A 20,826-nucleotide genomic window follows, 5' to 3' on the forward strand; every position below is an offset into this window, starting at 1 on the left:
CGCCGGTCACTTGCAGTCCGGGTCCGTGTTGCGGCGCTGCGGGTTGCACTGGCCGTCCGGCTCCTCCTTCGTCACCTGGTCCACTCCGGTGCCCGTCACCTGCTCGTCGGTGGTGGTCAGGTCGGTGCCCGTGCCCGTCACCTGCTCGTCGATCGTGGTGGAGGTGGTGGAGAAGGCGTCGTCGCCGATGAAGGAGGTGTAGTAATCGTCGTTGCCGGCGCCCGTCACCGGCTCGTCGATGATCCCGGCGAGGCGGAACGGCGTGAAGTCGATCAGCTCGATCAGCGGCGAGTTCAGCTGCTGCACCACGCTGCTGATCGCGCCCGTGATGTCGTCCTCGCCGCGCAGCAGCTGGTTGATCACGTCCTGGATCGGCTGGGTGGGTGCCACGCCGTCGAAGCGGCAGCTGCGGCCGACGATCAGGCAGCCGTTCACCGTGGAGCGCGGATCGAAGCTCGCCATCGTCGCCTGGCCGGTGCCGGAGAGGGTCAGGCGGTCGATCAGGGTGCGGCCGGTGGTGAAGGTGCCGTCGCCATTGGCCTGGCGGCCGTTGATCGCGATCTCGGCCGGGCCGGTGCCGGTGGTGACGATCGTCAGACCGCCGGCGCCCACGGTGAAGCCGCGCCGCGCATCGGAGACGCGGGTGGCGCCGCTGTTCTGGATGTAGAGCGCGTTGCCGACCTGGAACTCGATCGCGTTCGCCTGGAGGAAGCCGACGTCGCTGGCCACACCGTCATTGTCGGCGAGCCGCTCGTCCCGCGCGTCCAGCGTGGTGAGGCCGTCCAGCGCGGTGAGCGCCGTCTGACCGGCCGCCACGATGCGCGGCGCGGCGAGCCGGATGCGCCCACCGAGCGCGCCGCCCGCGCCGTTCAGCGCGATCGAGCCGCTGGGCGTCAGCACCGTGATGCGGTTGCCGGCGGTGACGGCGAACAGATCGGTCTGCGCGGCCGAGCTGATCGTCGCCGCGCCCTCGACGCTGACGGCGCCCGGCGACGTGATCTCGAACGAGGCGTTGCTGCCGATCAGGTTGCCGTCGGTCGCCGCCGATCCGGTGAGGCCCAGGGTCTGCACCGTCACGTCGGCCGGGGCGACCACGCGGATCGCCTGGGCGCGGGTGCGGCCGAGCGACGCGTTGGACAGCGCGTAGCTCGCCGCGTCGCCCGCGCCGCCCACGATCGTGCGGCCCGTGCCGGTGTTGGTGAACACCGCCGCCGTCGTCGCGGCGCTGCCCACCCGGCCGGTGGCACCGATATCGACCGCCTCGGAGTTGAAGGCGATGCGCAGCCCGTCAACGCTGCCGTTCATCACGATGCCGGACAGGCCGTTCGCCGCGGCGTTGGCGGTGGTGCCGCGCAGCGATCCGGCGCTCAGCGTCACCAGATCGGACGGGCCGCCGGCGCGGTCGCCGCTCTGACCGCCGCCGAGGCTGCGGGTGATCTGGCCGAGGCCGATCACGCCGCCGCTCTCGACCATGATGTCGTCGCCCGAGGCGATCAGGATCGTGCCGTCGGACCGGACGCGGCCGGCGGCGTTCACCAGCACGTCGCCGCCGCCCTGGATCGTCACCGTGCCGGCGCTCACGGTGCCGCCGATCGTGGTGTTGCCGGTGAGCAGGAACGGCGCGCCGGTGGCGGTGGCCGCGAAGGGGAAGCCGCCCGCCAGCAGCAGGTTGCCGTTGGTGGCGTTCACCACCGCATCGCGCACGAAGAGGTTGCCGAGCGCGCGGACGGTGAGGCTGTTGGCCGCCAGCAGGTCGGCCGCCGTCACGCTGCCGCCGGTCGAGTCGATCGCGATGCGGTCGCCGGCCGTGACGTTCGCGAGGCTGACCGCGCCGCCCGCCGTCGCCAGCGCGTTGGTGCCGGCGCGCGCCGCGCCCGTCACCGTCAGCCCGCGGGCGGCGGTGAGGGTCAGCGCGCCGCGGGTCGCGGTGCCGCTGCCCAAGGTGAGCGCGCCGCCGGAGGTCAGCGTCAGGTCGGTCGCCGCCGTGAGGCTGCCGACGGTGAGGTCGAGGCCCGTCGTCGCGGAGATCGACGTGCCGGCGCTGATCGTGCCGGTATCGATCGGCGAGAGCGCGCCGACCGCCGCCAGCGTGACGCCGCCGCCGGCATCGGCCGAGCGGAAGCTCAGGTCCGCGCCGGACCGCGCATTGATGTTGCGCCCCGCCGCCAGCCTGCCGGTGGTGAGCGCCCCGCCCGAACGCAGGGTGAGATCGTTCACCGCCGTGAGGTTGCCGATCGCCAGCGCCCGCCCGGTCGTGACCGAGATGGAGTCGCCCGCGTCGATCGTGCCGTCGCTGATCGTCGATACGCCGCCGCCGGCCGCCAGGGTGACGCTGCCGTCGGCATCCGCGCTGGTGAAGCGCAGGTCGCCGTCGGTGGTGGCGACGATATCGCCGCCCGCCGCCAGCGTGGCCGTGGCGAGATTGCCGCCGCTGTCGATGCGGATCGCGCGGGTCGCGTCGATCGGCCCCAGCGTGGTGGCGCCGCCGGCGGCCGCGATCAGATTGCCGGTCGTGACTGGACCCGCGATCGTGAGCGCGCCGCCGGTGCGGACCGGGGTAAGCGCAGCGAGCGACGCCGGATCGAACGCGGTGCTGCCCAGCAGCGTATCGAAGGCGAAGCCCGCCGGCGCCGCATTGCCGGCCAGCAGCGAGGGATCGGAGACGAACAGGCTGTCGCCGGCGCCGGTGCCGGTCGTCACGGCGCCCAGCTGCACCGCGCCGTCCACCAGCACCACGGCGCTGCCCGCGGTGGTGACGTTGCCGCCGAGCAGATCGCCCTGGCGGGCGCCGAGCGCGACGAGGCCGCGGCTCATGATGGTGCCGGTGGTGAGGTTCGCGCCCGCGTCCAGCACCGTGGCATAGGCCTGGCCGGCGGTGGCGATGCCGCTGCCGCGATCGCCGACATCCACGTTGCCGACCGTGACGGAGCCCGATCCGTGCACCTCCGCCGCCTCGGCCGAGAGGTTGCCCAGGCGGATGTCGGCCGGGGTGGCGGCGGCCGCGTTCGTCACGTGCACGGTCGGCCGCTCGGCCTGGCCGCCGGTGACGACCTGGCCGTTGCGCACCATGAAGACGAGCTGGCCGGGCGTGCCGTTGTTGGTGGTGGTGACGAGCGGCGCTGGGCCGCCGTTCAGGAAGCTGCCGGGCACGCGCGATCCGGCGAGCTCGAAGAAGGTGCCCGGCTGGCCACCGGTGCCGGCATTGAAGCCCACCGCCGCCGAGACGCCGCCGAAGCCGTTGGCGCCGCCGCTGGCGCTGCCCGTCTCCCAGCTGATGTTGGTGTAGTTGTAGTAGATGTCGAAATTGCCCGCGCCGGTATCCGCGCGGTTGGTCAGCACGATCTGGAAGCTGTTGAGCTTGTCCGCCTGATTGGAGAAGTAGCCGACATTCTGGTAGGTCGCGCCGAAGGCGTCGCGGCCGGCATAGGTGCCCGGACCGTAGGTGGTCTGCGCCGAACCCAGGTTGCGCGTGTCCACATCGGCGAAGAAGGCCGCGATGATCGGCTGACCGCGATAGTTGGCGCCGAGACCCGTGGGGGTGAAGGTGCCCTGGCCGGTGTTGAACGTCAGGTAGCCGTTGTTGCTGACATAGGTGGAATCGTAGGTGTTGCCGAAATAGTTGACGAGGAAGGGCAGGCCCACCTCGCTGGTGAAGCAGTCGTCGCAGCGCACGATCGCGCTGTCGTCGAAGCCCGGGGCGATGCCGGCCGGCGCCGCGTCCGTGCCGCCGCCGGTGGTTCCGCCGATGCCGGTGCCGGTGGTGGCGCCCTCGCCGGGCAGGATCGGGCCGGTGCCGGCGGTGAGATCGCCGGCGGTGATCGCGGCGCCGCCGGTGAGGAAGATCGATCCCGCCGCGCGGACGTTGCCGATCGTCATCGCGCCGCCCGCGTTCGAGCGGACGGTGCCGCCGACGCTCTCCACGTCGCCCAGGCGCACGATGCCGCCGCCGTTGGCGGCGATGCTGTTGGTGGCGCGCAGGCCGCCTGCCGTCAGCGCGCCGCCGGCGTTCAGCATGATCGCGCGGCCCGCGCTCAGCAGCCGCGCGGCGATCGCGATCTCGTCCGTCGCGGTGGCCGAGAAGCTGCCGGCGGCACTGGCGGCGGTGACGAACACGTCGTCGCCGGTGAGGGCGATGGCGCCGCGCGTCGTGGCGCCGTCCGCCAGCGTGAGCGCGCCGGTCGCGTTCAGGGTCAGATCGTCGCCGGCGCGCAGCACGCCCGCCGTCAGGCTGCCCGCCGTCGCGCGGCCGGTGATCGTGGTGCCGGCCGTCACGTTGGCCAGCGTCACCGTGCCGCCGGTGAAGGCGGCCGCGTTGCCGGCCGTGCCGGTGCCGGTGAGAGTCAGCGCGTTGCCCGCCGTCAGGGTCAGCACGCCCGCATTGGCCGCGGCATCGACGATGCTCAGCGATCCGCCGGCCCTGAGGGTGAGGTTGTTCACCGCGCTGAGCGCGCGCAGCGCCAGGCTCTGCCCGGTCGTCGCCGTGATCGAATCGCCGGCCGTGATCGAGCCGTCGTCGATCGGATCGAGCGCACCGCCCGCGGCGAGCAGCACGCTGCCATCGGCGGACACGCTGCCGAAGGCGAGGTTGCCGCGCGCGCTGGCCGATACGTCGCCGCCGGTGGACGTGGCGGTGGTGAACGACAAGTCGCCGGCCGAGAGGTTGATGTCGTCGCCGGCGACGAGGGTGCCGGCCGACAGGTTCGATCCGGACGAGCTGGCGGTGAGCAGCCCTGCCGCCATGACATCGCGGAGCCCGATCGCGCCTGTGCTGTCGGCGGTGAAGTTGCGGCCGCTGCGGATCGTGCCGCCGCTGATCGGACCGCCGGCGAACAGGGTGACGTCGAAGCCGGCGCTGCCCGAGTTCAGCGTCACCGCGTCGGCGCCGCTGAGCTGGAGGTTCCCGCCGGCCGTCGCCTCGCCGACCGTGATCGCGCCGAGCGCCGTGACCGATATGCCGGTGCCGGCGGAGAGGCTGTTGGCGGTGACGAAGCGGGTGCTGTCCGCCACGCCGCCCACGCCCCCGCCGCTGGCGAGCAGCACGGCATCCGTCGCGGTCGCGCGATCCACCGTGATGCCGCCGCCGCTGCTGGCGAGCGCCACGCTGCCGTTCGTGGCGGTGAGCGTGCCGAGGTTGAGGTTCTCGAGCGCGTTCAGCGCGATGTCCGCACCGGTCACGCTGATCGCGCCGGCCGAGGACGATCCGGTCCGTATGTCGGTGTTGATCCGCACCGCCCCGGCAGCCGCTAGGGCGATGCTGCGCGTGGCGAAGAGCGTGTTGCCGATGATCGAGCTGATGCCCGAGCGCAGGTCGGCGCTGTCCAGCGCGAGGATACTCTCGAACGTCAGCGGGCCACCGGCGGAGACGAGCACGGAATTGCCGCTGAGCGAGCCGGTGATGTTGACGAAACCGCCGGTCGGCGTCGGTGTCGCCGCCGCGAGCCGGGTGCGGTCGAAGTCGCCGATCGACGGCAGCACCGAGGCGTTGGCGATATAGACCTGGCCGACCGAGCTGGCGCTGCCGAGCGTAAGATTGGTGCCCGGCAGCAGGATCAGCGTGACCGGCGCGTTCAGCTGCCCGGCGGTAATCGCGCCGGCGGCGGCGATGCCGATATCGACCGCGGATTCGCCGGTGCCGAGCGTGGCGTCGCCACCCGCGCGGATGTGGATGCTGCGCCCGTCCGGCGCGCCGATCGGGCCGCCCACGCCTGAGGCGGCCGTGCCGACCACGATGTCGCCGGTGCTGGTCGTCAGATCGACGCCCTGGCCGGCCGAGACGGTGTCGGCGGAGAGCCGGTCCGCAGCGGAGAGGTCGATCGCGCCGCGCGTGGCGGTGACCGTGCCCAGCGTCGCCGTGCCGCCGCTGTCGAGCGTGATGCCGTCGCCGGCCGTCGCCGTGGTCACGCGCACCGGCCCGCCGGCCGAGATGGCGAGATCGTTGGCGGCCGTGGCCGTGCCAAAGGTGACGCCGCCGCCCGCGTCTGCCGTAAGGCTGGCGCCGGCGCTGACCGTGTCGCTCGATACGTTCTGATCCGCCGTCAGCGAGACGTTGCCGCCCGCGTCGACGGTGGCGATCGCCGCCGTGCCGGCCGCATCAACCGTCACCATGTCGGATGCCGCGAGGGTGGCGAGGGTGACGTCCGTGCCGGCCGTCAGCGTGGCGCTGGCCGGGGTCGCGGTGCCGGCGGTGAAGCCGGTGCCGCCGATCGCGCCCAGCAGTGAGATCATGTCCAGCGCGCCGCCGGCGGTCGCGGTGTCGATCGCGATGTCGTCGCGCGCCCGCACGTCGACATAGCCGCCGGCCGCGATCCGGCTCGCGCTGATGCCGCCGGCGTCGGTGAACAGGGTGATCGAGCGGCCGGCATCGGCCGTGCCGAGCGCCACGTCGCTGCCGCGCGAGCGTGCGTCGATGAGGCCGCCGGCCGTGAGGCTGGCGGAGTCGACGCGGCCGGCGGCCGTGGAGAGGGTGATGCTGCCCACCGCGTTGCCGGTCGTCAGGCGCGCATCGCCGAAGGTGGAGAGGCGGATGTTCGCCCCGTCGATGACGCCGACCTCCGCCGGCACCTGCAGCATCGGCTGCACGACCGGCGGCTCCGGATCGACCGGGTCAACCGGGTCGACGGGGTCCACCGGATCGACCGGGTCCACGGGATCGACCGGGTCCACGGGATCGACCGGATCGGGGTCGGTCGCGACCGGGGCGGCGTTCGGCAAGGCGGGCAGATCGCCATTGCCCAGCGTATCCGTGCCGAGGCCGGTGGTGCTGGCGAACGTGATGTTGGCCGATCCGGCGCCGATCTCGATATCGTCGCCGGCCTGGATGCGATCGGCGGTGACGGCATCGAACGAGCGGATCAGCACATCCCCGGCGGAGACGATCGTGCCGTAGGTCTGCGCGCCATAGCCGTCGGCGGCGAAGCGGCCGCCGGCATCGGCGGTGGCCAGCGTGATCCTGTCCTGCGTGGCGAGCAGCACGTCGCCGCCGGCGGTGATCGCGTCGCCCGCGATCGCGCCGCCGAGCGCGCCGAGATAGGTGGTGCCGGTCGTCGTGATCGTGCCGAAATTTACGCCCTGCGCCGCCGCGACGGTGACGCTGCCAGCGGTGACGCTGCCGTTCAGCGTCGCCGCGCCGTCGATGGCGAACGGCGTGACGCCGTCCAGCGCGGCGGCGTCGCCCGAGTAGAAGGCGTCCGCCGTAGCCGGGTGGGCGACGTAGAAACGCTGCGCCGCCCGCACGGTGCCGACGCCGACAGCGTTGGAGGCGAACAGCAGCGCGTTGGCCTGCGTGCTGGTGACGTCGCCGATCGCGATGTCGCCATTGCGGGCGAAGACCCGCACGTCGCCGATCGCGCTGGCCGAGGCCACCGTCGCGAACGTGCCGGCATCCACGCCGATGCGGCCCTCGAAGCCCTCGCCGTCGTCGCCCTGCGGGAAGGTGCCGGCGGTGAGCGCGCCGCTGGTCACGCCGCCGGTCCGCGCCGTGAGCAGGATCGTGTCGCCGGCGGCTGCCGTGCCCAGGGTCAGCGTGTCGCCGGCGGTCAGCTCCACATTGCCGCGATCGGCCTGTGCCGCGCCGATGTCGATCGTCGTGCCGGCAGTCACGCCGATGCGGCGGAAGGCGGCGGACGGGCTGTCGATGGCCGAGCGCAGGCTGTCGGCGGAGACCGCGCCGCCCGCGTCGATCGCGATATTGTCGGTCGCCTCCACGGTGCCGAAGCGGATGTCGCCCGGCGCGGTGGCGGTCACGTCGCCGGCGCGCGCGGTGGCGTCGCCGCCCGCGATGCGGCTGCCGGCCGCGAGCGAGATCGTCGGCGCGGCCAGGCTGGCGAAGCGGATGCCGCCGTTCGCGGCCGCGATATCCAGCGACGTGCCGGCATCGACGGTGCCGAGCTCCACCGCCAGCGTACCGTCCGGCGTGCCATCGGCTGGCGCCAGATCGCTGCCGTCGGCGGTGAAGCTGATCGTGCCGGGGGAGGTGGCGCTGTCCACGCGCAGCAGCGTGGCGGCGCGCGCATCGATGCTGTCGCGCGCGGTGAGGGTGCCGGCCGTCACGCTGTTGCCGGCGAGCCTCAGATTGCCGCCGGCCGTGTCCGCATCCTCGTCGGCGCCGTCGCGGCCGTTCGCGCCGGCCGCGTCGAGCGTGAGGTCGCCGGCCGCCGTGACGAATATGTCGTCGCTCGCCCGTAGGGTGCCGAGCGCCGCGTTGCCGCCAGCGCTGATCGCGATGTCGGCATCCTCCGCACCCGGCTGCGCGGGATCGTAATCGGCGATGGCGGTGGCGACGCGCACGTCGCGCCCGGCCTCGATCGTCAGATCGCCCATCGCGCTAGCGGTGTCGATCGCCACGTCGCGACCGGCCGAGACGAACAGCGCGCTGCCGTCGCCGGCATAGCGGGTGAGGGCGGTTCCGATCGTCACGTCGGTGCCCGCCCGGATCGCGCTGTCGCCGCTGCTGTCGGTGGCGGCGAGGGTGATCGATCCGGCACGGGCGGAGGCGCTCAGGCCGCCGCGCGACACCAGCCGCGCCGCCGCGCCGCCGATGTCGGTGCCCGCGCCGATCGTCAGCCCGTTCGCGTCGCCGGCCGCGCCGCCGGTGAGGGTCAGCGCGCCGAGCAGGTTCACCGCCCCCGCCGCCGCATCGAGCGAGACGGCGCCCGCCGCCGTCTGGGTGATCGGCGCGGTCGCCGCCGCGTTGCCCAGCGTGATGCTGTCCAGCGCGCGGATCGCGATCGAGCCGACGTCGACATCGCCCGCGACGCGCACGTTGGTGGCGCGGCTGGCATCGCCCGCCTGGCCGATCGCCAGCGCACCGGGCACCTGCACGGTGCCGGCGGTGTAGCCGGTGAGGGTCACGGCGCCCAGGCACACGTCGCCCTGCAGGCAGCCCAGGCGCAGCTGGCCGCCGTCGTTCGACTGGGCGGCACCCGCCGCCGGCGCGCTGCCGATGTTGATCGCGAGCGCGCCGGCATTCAGCGCGCTGCCGTCCGCCTGGATGGCGCCGGCGGTAAGCTGCACGGGCCGCGCGGCCGCGTTCAGCGTGCCGTCGACGATCAGCGAGGCGACGTTGCCGGCGGTCGCGGCATAGCCGAGCGGCACGGTGCCGGCGTTGAGCACCAAAGCGGCCGGCGACACGATCGTCGTGCCGCCGCTGGGCGAGGTGACGGCGGTGGCCGGCAGCGGCGCCAGCGCCGCGCTCACGTTCGCGCCGGAGCGGACGAGGATGTCGTCGCCGGCGTTCAGCGTGACGCGATTGTCGGAGCGGACCTGCGCGGACGAGCCGACGACGATGTCGCGCCCGGCCGTCGCCAGCACGTGGCCGGCCGCGCGCACGGTGCCGTTCAGCAGGATATCGGATGCGGCATAGGTGCCGGTCGTCCCGCTGCGTCCGGCGCTGATCGTCACCAGGCCGCTCACCGGCACCGGATCCAGCGGGCTGCTGCCCAGCACGACCGGGCCGTTCGCGGTGACGTTGCCGAGGGTGACGGTGCCGAGCGCGGCCAGCGCGACGTTGCGCCCGGCGGTCAGCGCCGGCGCGTCCAGCGTGCCGCCGGTGCTGGTGAGCGCGAGATTGCGCCCGGCCGTGCCGCTCGACACGTTCACCGCGCCGCCCGCCGTGCCGGCGATGTCGCGCCCCGCCACCAGGCTGCTGGCGGCGATCGTGCCGGTCGCCGCCGTCGCCCGCAGCGTCAGATCCCGCGCGGCGTTCGCGCTGGAGACGAGGATGGCGGGCAGGGTGGCGGCGCCGGCACCGGTGGCGGTCAGCACGATGTTGCTGCCGTCCGGCGTCGCGCCATAACCCGCCTCGGCGGAGGTGCCGCGGCTGACCACGGAGGTGAGCGACAGGCCGGTGCCCGAGACGATCGCGTCGTCGCCGGCGGTCAGCGCGTTCGCCGTCACCCGGCCGCCGCTGCTGGTGATCGTCAGGTCGTCGAACGCGTTGGCCGTGCCAGCGATGCCGATCGCCCCCGTGGCGCCGACCCGGATGTTGCTGCCGTCCGCGCCGTAGCCGGTCTCGACGAAGGCGCCGGTGGTGGTGGCCGATCCGATCGCCACCGTCGCGCCGTTGACGGCGATGTCGTCGCCCGCCGTGCCCGAGGTGAGGTTGGCCGCCGTACCCGCGCCTACCGTGAGATCCCGCCCGGCGACGAGGGTGCCGCCGGTCGCGCTGCCGGCGCTGCTGGCGAGGCGCAGGTCGCGCTGCGCGTTGCCGTCCGTCAGGCTCACCGCGCCGAGGCCGGTCTCGCTGATGTCGCGGCCGGCCCGCGCCGTGCCCGCCACGATCGTGCCGCCGGCGTTGGTGGCGCGGATCGTCAGATCCTGCGCCGCCGTGGCGCTGCTGACGCGCAGCGCCGCGATGCCGCCGGCATCCGCGCCGGTGGCGGTCAGGCGGATGTTGCTGCCGTCGGCCGTCGCGCCATAACCGGCCTCTGGCGAGGTGCCGCGGCTGGTGACGGAGGTGAGCGACAGCGTGTCGCCCGAGACGACCGCGTCGTCGCCCGCCGTCAGCGTCGCGGCGGTCACGCGGCCGCCGCTGCTGGTCACGGTGAGATCGCCGAACGCATCGGCCGTACCGGTGATGTCGATCGCGCCGCCCGCCGAGACGGTGATGTTGCTGCCGTCGGCGCCGTAGCCGCTCTCGGCGAAGGCGCCCGTGCTGACGGCCGAGCCGATCAAGACGGAGCCGCCGCTCACCGCGATATCGTCCCCGGCGGTGCCGGAGCCGAGGCTGGCGAGCGTGCCCGCCGACAGCGTGAGCTCGCGCGCCGCCGAAACGGTGCCGGCCGAGACCGCGCCGTCGCTGCTGACGAGGCTGAAATCCTGCCCCGCATTGCCGCTGTCCGCCGTGATCGCGCCGGTGGCGGTGGCCGATATGTCGCGCCCGGCGGTCAGCGAGCCCGCGTCGATCGATCCGCCCGCATCCGTGGCGGCCAAGGTGAGGTCGTCCGCCGCATCGGCCGTCGTCACGGACAGGGCGGGCACGCCGGCCAAGTCGGCGCCGCTCGCGGTGAGCGTGATGTTGCTGCCGTCCGGCGTCGCGCCATAGCCCGCCTCGGCGGAGGTGCCGCGGCTGGTGACGGACGTTAGGGACAGCGTATCGCCGGAGACGACCACGTCGTCGCCCGCCGTCAAGGTCGCGGCCGTCACCGGGCCGGAGGTGCTGGCGAGGGTGAGGTCGCCGAACGCATCCGCCGTGCCGGTCACGTCGATCGCGCCGGTGGCGTTGACCGCGATGTTGCTGCCGTCGCCCTCGCTGTCGCTGCCGCCGGTGCTGGTGATCGAGCCGATCGATACCGTGCCGCCATCGATCGCGATATCGTCGCCGGCGGTGCCGGAAGCCACGCTGGCGAGCGCGCCCGCCGAGAGGGTGAGGTCGCGCCCGGCCTGCAGCGTGTCGCCGGAAAGCGAGCTGCTGGCACCCGTCGCGCGGGCGGTCAGGTCGTTGGCGGCATTGGCGGTGGTGACGAGGAGGGCCGGCCCGTCCGCGTCCGCCCCGCTCGCGGTCAGCGTGATGTTGCTGCCGTCGGGCGTCGCGCCGTAGCCGGTCTCCAGCGACGTGCCGCGGCTGGTGACGGACGCGAGCGACAGCGTGTCGCCCGAGACGACCACGTCGTCGCCCGCCGTCAGCGTCGCGGCCGTGACCCGGCCCTCGCTGCTGGCGACGGTCAGGTCGTCGAACGCATCCGCCGTGCCGGTCACGTCGATCGCGCCGGTGGCGTTGACCGTGATGTTGCTGCCGTCGGCGCCGTAGCCGGTCTCGACGAAGGCGCCCGTGCTGACGGCCGAGCCGATCCGGACGGAACCGCCGCTGACCGCGATGTCGTCCCCAGCCGTGCCGGAGTCGAGGCTGGCGAGCGTGCCGGCCGACAGCGTCAGGTCGCGCGTGGCGGAAACGGTGCCGGCCGCGACCGGCCCGTCGCTGCTGACTAGGCTGAAATCCTGCCCGGCATCGCCGCTGTCGGCGGAGATGGCGCCCGTCGCCGTCGCCGTCACGTTGCGGCCGGCGGTGAGCGAGCCCGCGTCGATCGATCCGGCCGCGTCCGTGGCGGCGAGGGTGAGGTCGGTCGCCGCGTTCGCCGTCGTCACAGACAGCGCCGGCACGCCCGGGGCGTCGGCGCGGCTGGCGGTCAGCGAGATGTTGCTGCCGTCGGCCGTCGCGCCATAGCCAGCCTCGAAGCCGCTGTCGTTGCGGCTCGTGACGGAGGCGAGCGACAGCGTGCCGCCCGAGACGAAGACGTCGTCGCCCGCCGTCAGCGTGGCGGCGGTGACGGTGCCGCTGCCCGCGTCCAGCGTCAGATCGCCGGCGGCGTTGGCCGTGCCGGTGACGAGGATCGCGTCGCTGGCGGTGAGGGTGATGTTGCTGCCATCCTCCTCTTGGTCCTGGCCCAGGCCGGTGGAGGTGAGGGAGCCGATCAGCAGCCCCGTGCCGGAGATGTCGATGTCGTCGCCCGCGGTGGCGAGATCGATGGTGCCGCCGGCGGCCGACGTCACGCTGATGTCGCGTCCCGCCGTGCCGTCGGCCAGGTTCGTCGCGCCGCCGTTCATGGCGATGTCGCGCCCGGCCGACAGGATGTTGGCGTCGATCGTGCCCGTGGTCGCGGACGTCCGCACGTCCTGCGCCGCATTGGCATTGTCGATGACGAGCGCGAGCGTGTCGCCGATGTCCCCGCCGGTCGCGGTCAGCACGATGTTGCTGCCGTCGACCGTCGCGCCGTAGCCGGCCTCGCTCGGCGCGGAGCCGCGGCTGGTGAGGCTGCCGAGCGCGAGGGTGCGGCCGGTGATGATCACGTCGTCGCCGGCCGAGGCCTGGTCGATCGTGACCGTGCCGTTGGTGCTGACGATGTCGATATCGCCGGCGGCGTTCAGCGACCTGTCAGGCAGGGGGTTGTTGTTGGTGACGTCGCCGTCGGCGCGGATCACGATGTTGCTGCCGTCGCCGCCGAACGGATCGACATACTCACCCGTGGTCGTCGCGCGGGTGACGTTGACGCTCGATCCGGTGAGCATGATGTCGTCGCCGGCGACGTTGTTGTCGGCATTGACGGAGCCGGCCGCCGTGGCGGCGATGTCCCGCGTGGCGCGGGTGTTGAACAGCGTGACGTTGCCGCTCAGCGCGTTCAGGGCGACGTCAAGCGCGCCCGGGTTCGTGCCGAACAGCGACACGTCGCCGCCGGAATCGCCGTTGGAGGCCAGGAACACGCTGCGCCCGTCCGCCACCTGCGCGACGTTGACGAAGACGCTGTCAGCGGCCGAGACGTTGATGTCGCTGCCGGTCAGCGCCAGCGTGTCGTTGATGCGGACGGAGCCGGCGACGGCTAGGCTGCCCTCGGCGGCCACCGTCGCGTCGGCGTTCAGCTGGTTCAGCGAGGCGGCGCTCAGGGTGCTGAGCTCCAGCGAGCCGGTGCCGGTGTAGAGGCCGGCGACGCCGTCGCTCCGGATCGTCGCGGATGGACCGTAGATGCCGGTCTGTCCGAGGATCTGGAGGAGGCTGCCGTCGTTGTCGCCGCCCGTCAGGGTCGTGGCGCCGAGCAGGTTGATCGCGCCGGTGGTGGACTGGATGCGGAGCAGATCGGTGCCGCCGAACAGGCTCGCGCCCTCGTCCGTGCCGAGCGTGATGTCGCCCTGCGCATAGATGGCGGTGCGCGGCACGACGGTGCCGTTGGCGATGCGCACGCGGGTGGGCAGCACATCGCTGCCGTCGAGCCCGCCGACGGTGAGCGCGTCGGTGAGGTCGACCGGGCCGAGGCAGGCGTCGCCGCGCAGGCAGCCGTTGGTCAGGCTGCCGAAATCGTCGTCGAAATTGGTGCCGGGCGCGGGTGCGCCGTTGATCTGCACGGTCAGGCTGCGGCCCGCGATCGTGCCGCTCGTCGTCTGCACCGCCTGGCCCGAGATCAGGATGCCGCGGCGATCGGCCGAGCTGGCCGAGAGCGCGCCGTCGACGAACCGGCCCGAGGTGACGGTGCCGGCGATGTTGACGAGCGCCACCTCACCCGGCACGAGGCCGGTCGTCTGTTGCAGGCCGGCGGTGATGAAAAGGCCGGCCGGCGTATCGAGATCGAGCGGCCCGGTGCCGCCCGCCGGATCGGCCAGCGGCGAGAGGCCGGCACGCACGGCGGCGCCGCTCTCGATCGCCACATTGTCGCCCACGTCGATGCGCAGCAAATTGTCGGAGAGCACCTGCGCGCCGGTATCGCCGCGTACCGTCACGTCGCCGCCGGCGGTCAGCGTCACGGTGTTGCTGGCCGAAACCGTGCCGGTGATCACCAGATTGGCGTCGGCCAACGTGTTGTTCGGCACCAGGCTGGGCACGGAAACGTCGCCGACCGTGACGTTGATCGTGCCGCCGCCGGCCTCCGCCAGGCTGGTCGCATCCGGATTGACGAGCGCCGTGGTGCGCACGTTGCCGAGCACCGCCGTCGGGAAATTATGATCGCCGACGGTGCCGGCGGTGATCGAGATGCTGTTCGTGGCGGTCAGGTCGTCCGCTTGCAGGTAGGTGGGGCTGCGGAAGCTGATCGTGCCCGCGGCATCGCCGTTGCGCGTGGCGACGATGGCGGCATCGGCGATGATGCTGCCGCTGCGGAAGCCGAACAGCGAATTGTCGAGCGCGGTGAAGTTGACGGAGTTCGCCGCGATCAGGTTCGGCGTCTCCTCGCCGTTGAACGTGCGGCGGGCCGTGATGGTCTGGCCCAGTACGTTCAGCGCGCCGCCGACGCGGATCTGGCCGCCATTCTCCACCCGCAGGCTGGCGTAGCGCGTGACTTCGAGCGACGCATCGCCGGCGATGCTGATGCGGCCGCCGCGGGCGAGCACGTCCACCTGCGCGAACGCCGGATCCGATGCGTTGGCGTCGGTGGAATAGGCGCCGTTGGGCGAATCGTCGCGGCCGGCGACCGTCAGCGCGCCGAGCGCGATCGATCCGGTCGGCTCGACGCCGGGCTGCTCCTCCGAGAGGAAGCGGCCTTCGGCGGAGATGAAGGTGCGCCCGGCGCTGCCCTGCTGGATCACCGCGCCGTTGCCGGCGCTGCCGCCGGTGCCGGTCGTATCCACCGCCAGCGCGCCGCCGATGACGCGGCCGAACGCCGTGCTGCCGTCGTCCAGAGCCACGTCGCTGGTGGCGATCGTCACGCCGCCGCCGGTCGCCTGGCCGGGCGAGCCGTAGAAACCGACGAACGGCGTCTGGCTCTGGTCGCCGCCGCCGGCGAAGCCTGCCAGCCCGGAACTGGACCCTTCGGCCTTGGTGGAGAGGGTGAGGTCGCTGAACTGCAGCGTGCCGCCCGCGGCGTTGAGCGCGATCGATCCGCCCACGGTCGCGCCGCCGTCGCCGGCGTCGCCCCCGGCGCCGGCGAAGCCGGTCGGCCCCGCAGCGCCGTCATTGCCCGCCGGCAGCGTGACCGGCGGACCCTCGCCGCTGAACGTCTCCTCCGGTGCGCCCGTGCCGCCGGCCCCGCCGGCGCCGCCGCTGCCGCCGTCCGCGCCGTTGCCACCACTGCCGCCGCGTGCGCCGAGATCGATCGCGAGGCTGCCCTCGCCGCTGCCGAGGGTGATCGTGCCCTGCGCCGCCGTCACGGTCATCTGCGTGCCGGTGGCGGCGCCGCCCGCGCCACCCTTGCCACCGGCCTGGCCGGCGCCGCCGCGCTCGCCGTCCGTGCCGTCGATACCCTGCGCGCTGCCGCGCTCGCCGTTTATGCCATCCGCGCCCGGGCCGCCGTCCGCGCCGCTGGTACCGTTGCCGCCGGCGCCGCCGGTGACGGTGCCGGCGATGTCGGTCAGCCTGATCGCGCCCGCGCCGCGCGCCGTGAGGGTGATCTGCCCGCCGGTCGCGATGCCGCCCGCGCCGCCGGCGGCGCCGTAGCCCGCCTCGATCGCGTCGCCCCCGCGACCCGCCGCCGCCGTAGCGACGATCGACAGGCCGTCGATCGTACCGCCGGCGAGATCGATCGCGACGTTGCCCGCGGTGGCGCTGCCGCCCGCGCCGCCGGCCGTGCCGTAATGGCCGGACACGCCGTCCACGCCGGCCGCGCTGACGTCGATCCGCATGTCGTCGTTGAAGGTGCCGGCCTGGTCGCCGAGGTTGCTGACGTTCAGCGATAAGGATCCGCCTGTCGCCGCGCCGCCGCCCTGGCCGCCGGTCGCGTGTAGATCGATGCTGACGGAGGCGGGGGCGCCCTGCTCCTCGTCCGGCAGGTCGGTCGCCTCGATCAGGCCGCCTTCGGAGAGGATGAAGGCGTTGCCGCCGATCGCCGAGCCGCCGGCCACCTCCGGCGCGCCGTAGCCGCCGGCCGCCGTCGCGTCGAAACCGAGATTGCCGACGCGGACGCTGCCGCCGCCGGAGCTGGTGAGCGACAGCGTGCCGCCGCGTGCCGCGCCGCCGGCGCCGCCCACCGGATCCGCCTGGGTGCCGCTATAGTCGCCGCCGCCGCCATAGCCGCCGCTCGCCTGCGCGCGGAGCGAGGTGGTGATCGTGCCGGACGTATCGGGCACCACGCCGATCGCGCCGCCGTCGATGGCGGTGATCGAGACCGCGCCACCCGTCGCCGCGCCGCCGGCGGCGCCGCTCTCCCCGTCGAAGCCGGTGCCGCCGTCGCCGGCGAAGGCGCTGGCGGAGAGGGCGAGGTTGCCGCTGAGGCGGATCGCGCCGGCGGAGCCGCTGACGCGGACGCTTGCGCCGGCGCCGCCGGTAGCGGGCGTGCCGTCCGGGTTCGTCGCGCCGCCGGCCGTCGCGTCGCCGCCGGCGGCGCTCGCCTGGAAGCTGCCGCCGCCGCCCCTGCCGCCGGTCGCATCGGCCGAGATGCCGACGCCCTGTGCGTTGAAGATGCCGTTGTCCACCCGCACGGCGGCCGTGCCGCCGATGCCCGCGCCGCCGGCGCCGGCATTGGCGCCGGTCGCGTCGCCCTCGGTCGAGCCGCGCGTGCCGGTGCCATCCGCCACGATGCGGGTGAAGTCGCCGTTCGTCAGCGTGCCGCCGAAGATGTCGAGCGAGGCGGAGCCGCCGATGCCCGCGCCGCCGGCGCCGCCGGGCGAGCCGTAGCCGGACGCGTGGATCCCGCCCGTGCCCTCCGCCGACAGATCGATCGAGGCGGTATTGAGCGTGCCGCCCGGCGCATCGGCCGAGCCGACGGCGATGCCGGCCACGCCGCCGCGCCCCGTGCCGCTCGCCCCGCCGGCGCTGGAATCGCCGCCGGTGCCGATGGCGGAGAGCGTGAGGGCGCCGAGCGAGGCGGTGCCCGCGCCGACATTCACGAACGCGCCGTTGCCGGGCGTGCCGAAGCCGCCGCCGCTGCCCGTGCCGCCGGCACCGCCGGTGGGACTGCCGCCGGTGCTCGCGCTGCCGCCGGTGCCGCTCGCGTCGAGCGTGGTGAAGCTCTCGACCACCAGCGTCGCCGCAGGGCTGCTGGTGGCGACCGTCGCACGACCGCCAAGGCCGTTGCCGGCGACGAGGCCGCCGATGTCCGACACCAGCGCCCCGCCGATGCCGGGCGCGTTCACCTGGATGGAGGGTGTCGCGACCGTCGCATCGGCCACGCTGACGCCGCCGCTGCCGCCGGTGCCCGCGCCGCCGCTGCCGTTGCCGCCCGCGCCGCCGGTGCCTATCACGTTGAGCGTGATGCCGCCGTTGAGCGAGACCCTGGCGCCGCCGTCGATCGCCAGCTGCGCGCTGCCGCCGGTGCCCTGGCCGCCGGTGATGCCGAGGCTGGTGTCGGTCGATCCGTAGCCGCTGCCGTTGGCGTTGAGCGCGAGCGTCTGGCCGAGGGTGAAGGACGTCTCGTCGTCGCCCACGCCGCTGAGGGTGACGCTGACCGCGCCGCCGGTCGCGCTGCCGCCCACGCCGGCCTGCGCGCCGGTGGAGGTGGCATTCGCGCCGATCTCCAGCGTCGGGCTCGGGGTGCCGGAGTTGGTCGCGATCGTCGCGCCGTTGCTGAAGGCCAGCGTGGTCGCGCCGCCACGGGTGTTCGCCCGCGCCGTCGCGCCGGAATCGACGACGAGCCGGTCGAGCGTGATGTCGGCCGTGGAGAAGGTCGCGCGGGCGCCGCCGCTCGTGTCGCCGACCGGGTCGACGCGGAAGTCGCCGCCGCCACCGCCTACGCCGCTGCCGCCGAAATCGAGGAAGCCGTAGCCGCTGCTGCCGCCGATGCCGCGCGCCGCCACCGTAACGTCGCCGGTCGAGCCCAGCGACGCGCGGCCGCTGGCGCCCGCCACGCTGAGTTCGGCGGTGCCGCCATAGCCGTCGCCGGCCAGCCCCAGGGTCAGGCCGCGCCCGCTCGCGCCGCCGGTGCCGGTCGCCAGCACCGAGAGGCCGCTGGTCGTCAGCCGGGATGTGCCGGTGACGGACATGTAGGCGCCGGCCGGCAGCGGGTTGGCGGTCGTGCCGAGATTGCGGCTGGAGCGGCCGGCGGTGGCGCTGCCGCCTATCCCGCCGTTGGTGGTGCCGGAACCGCCGCCCGCGCCGCCGCGCGCCGAGGCGTCGACGGTGATGCCGTCGGTCGCGTCGAGGGTCAGGCTGTTCGTCGCCAGCACCGCGCGGCCGCCGACGGCGTCGCCGCCGGCCCCGCCCGCGATCAGGCCGTAGCCGCTGCCGGACACCTGCGAACTGCCGCCCGCGCCGCCGATGCCGGCGGCCGACACGGCGATGCCGGAGACGCCGAGGCCGGCCGTGTTGGTGGTGATGGTGGCGCTGCCGCCGGTGCCGCCGCCGCCCGCGCCCGGCGCGGCGGAGAAGCTGGAGGTGCCGTTGCCGCCGGTGCCGTCCGCGTTGACGCTGAGCGGCTGGGCGAACGGCGTGCTGCCGTCGAAGCTGACGGCTGCGAGCGAGCTGGCGCTGTCGACGGTCAGGCTGGCCGTGCCGCCGGTGCCGGCGCCGCCGCCGTTGATGAAGGATCGGTTCGAGCCGCCGGTGCCAGCCGCCGTGATCGTTACGGCGGCGCCGCTGGTCAGGCTGGAGCCGCGCAGCGTTTGCGACGTGGTCAGCACCGGATTGAGCGCGATCGAGGCGGCGCCGCCCGTGCCGGCCCCGCCGGTGCCGCCATCGGCGTTCGCCGTGCCGCCGGTACCCGTCGCCGTCACGGTCGTCGCGCCGCCGACCTCGATCGTGATGTCGCGCGTGGTCTGGCGGCCGTTCGCCGTGATCGCGGCGACGTTGCCGATACCGGCACCCGCCACGCTGCCGGTGCCGCCGAGGCCGTTCGACGAGACGAGCAGCGCGTCCGTGCCCGTCCGGTCCGCGCCGAAGCCGACCGAGAGGAAGCCGTTCGTCGCCGTGACCGTCGCCGATCCGCCGCGGCCGGTGCCGCCGTTCGCGCCGGTGCCGTCCGCCAACACGCTGAGGGCGCCGCCGATCCGCATCGTCTCGCCGATCGTCGATACGCTCGCGGTGCCGCCGGTGCCGTTGGCCGCAGCGGTCGCGCCGCGCAGCGTCTGGGCGATGCCGCTGGCATCGACCACCGCATTGCCGGCGATCGAGACGAAGCCGCTGTTCGACGCGTAGAGCGACGCGGTGCCGCCGGTGCGGGCGCCGTTCGTCGCCTGGGCGTAGCTCGTCAGGTTCAGATTGCCGCCGGTGCCGCCGCTAAGTTTGGCGATGCCGGCCGCGGTGAACGCGCCGCTCGCGCCGAACGAGGCGCTCTTGCCGGCGTACAGGGTCGCGTCGCCGGTGATGGTGAAGCTGTTCTGGGTCGTGATCGTGCCGGTGGTGGCCGCGCGGATCGATCGGAACGCGCTGCTCGTGCTGGTATTCGGGCCGATCACGATGTTCGCGTCGATCTGCTGGCCCTGCGCGTTCGTCACCACGGCGGTGGAGGGGTTCAGGCCGGCGGTGGAATAGCCGGTGGAGAGCACCACCACGCCGTCGTCCACCTCCACCACCGAGGCGCCGCTCAGGCTGCGCACGTTGCCGCCGAGCAGCAATGTGATGGCGTCGTTCTTCGGCACCGCGACCATGTAGGCGCGCTGGTTCGCGTCCGTGCCGTTCAGCTGCGTCGTGCCGGTATGGCTGATCGCGTCCGCCACCACCGTGCCGCGTCCGGGCGTGATCGTGATGTTGAACAGGCCGGCGGCGATGTTCAGGTCGATCTGGCCCGCCTCGGCCGCGACATAGGCCGCCTGCTTGGCGTTGACCGTGCCGGCCATCGCGATGCGCGGCGCGACGAGCGCGACATAGCTGCCGTTCGGGTTGTTGCTGGCGGAGAGCACCGCGCCGGATCGCACCTCGATCGCCGAGGTCGAGCCCGCCGTGCCGTTGAACACGGCGCCGGACGGGATGCCGTAGCCGCCCTCCGTCAGCAGCAGGGTGAGCTGGTTGGTGGAGAGCAGCAGGCTGCCGACATCGAAGCTGGAGGTGCTGCCGGCGATAATGCCGCCCGGGCTGTAGAACCAGATCTGGCCGCCGCGCGTCACGCCGTCGCCCAGCAGCGATCGGGTCGCGCCGTTAAAGGTGATGCTGCGGCTCTGGTCGGTCGGGATGACGCGGTTGAGGACGGCATAGTCCCCGCCGCTGCGCGGGCCGATGAAGGTGGTGGTGCTGACGGAACCGTTCGCGTTCGTCGCATCCTGGAAGTTGATCGATCCGGTGCCGGACTGATTGGTCGGCGTCCAGTTGAGGACGGTGTTCGTCTGGGTGAGATTGATCGTCGCGAGATTGGCGTTGGTCGGCCCGCTATAGTTGGTGCCGCCCGTGATCGTGGCGTTGTAGCCGTCCGCCGCCGCGGGCGCCGCATGGCCCATCACCGCCAGCGCGGAGGCCACCGCGCAGCTCGACAGCAGCGTTCGCCGCGCCCGGACGGGCGAGGGGAGGGGTGCGGAGCCGATGGCGGACATACTCTACCTCACAAGCCA

Annotated in this window: 1 protein-coding gene; it reads right to left on the minus strand. The window is 73.8% G+C overall.

All coding sequences use genetic code 11. The annotated features are described in order from the left end of the window. Nucleotides 1–6 precede the first annotated feature (6 nt). Nucleotides 7–20,808 (minus strand): nidogen-like domain-containing protein, encoded by a 20,802-nt coding sequence (locus tag GNT64_RS06245; protein WP_156678720.1) that lies wholly within the window; start codon nucleotides 20,806–20,808, stop codon nucleotides 7–9. Between the last annotated feature and the right edge of the window lie 18 nt (nucleotides 20,809–20,826).

Source organism: Sphingomonas profundi, assembly GCF_009739515.1.
In the GTDB taxonomy this organism is placed as follows: Bacteria; Pseudomonadota; Alphaproteobacteria; order Sphingomonadales; family Sphingomonadaceae; genus Alterirhizorhabdus; species Alterirhizorhabdus profundi.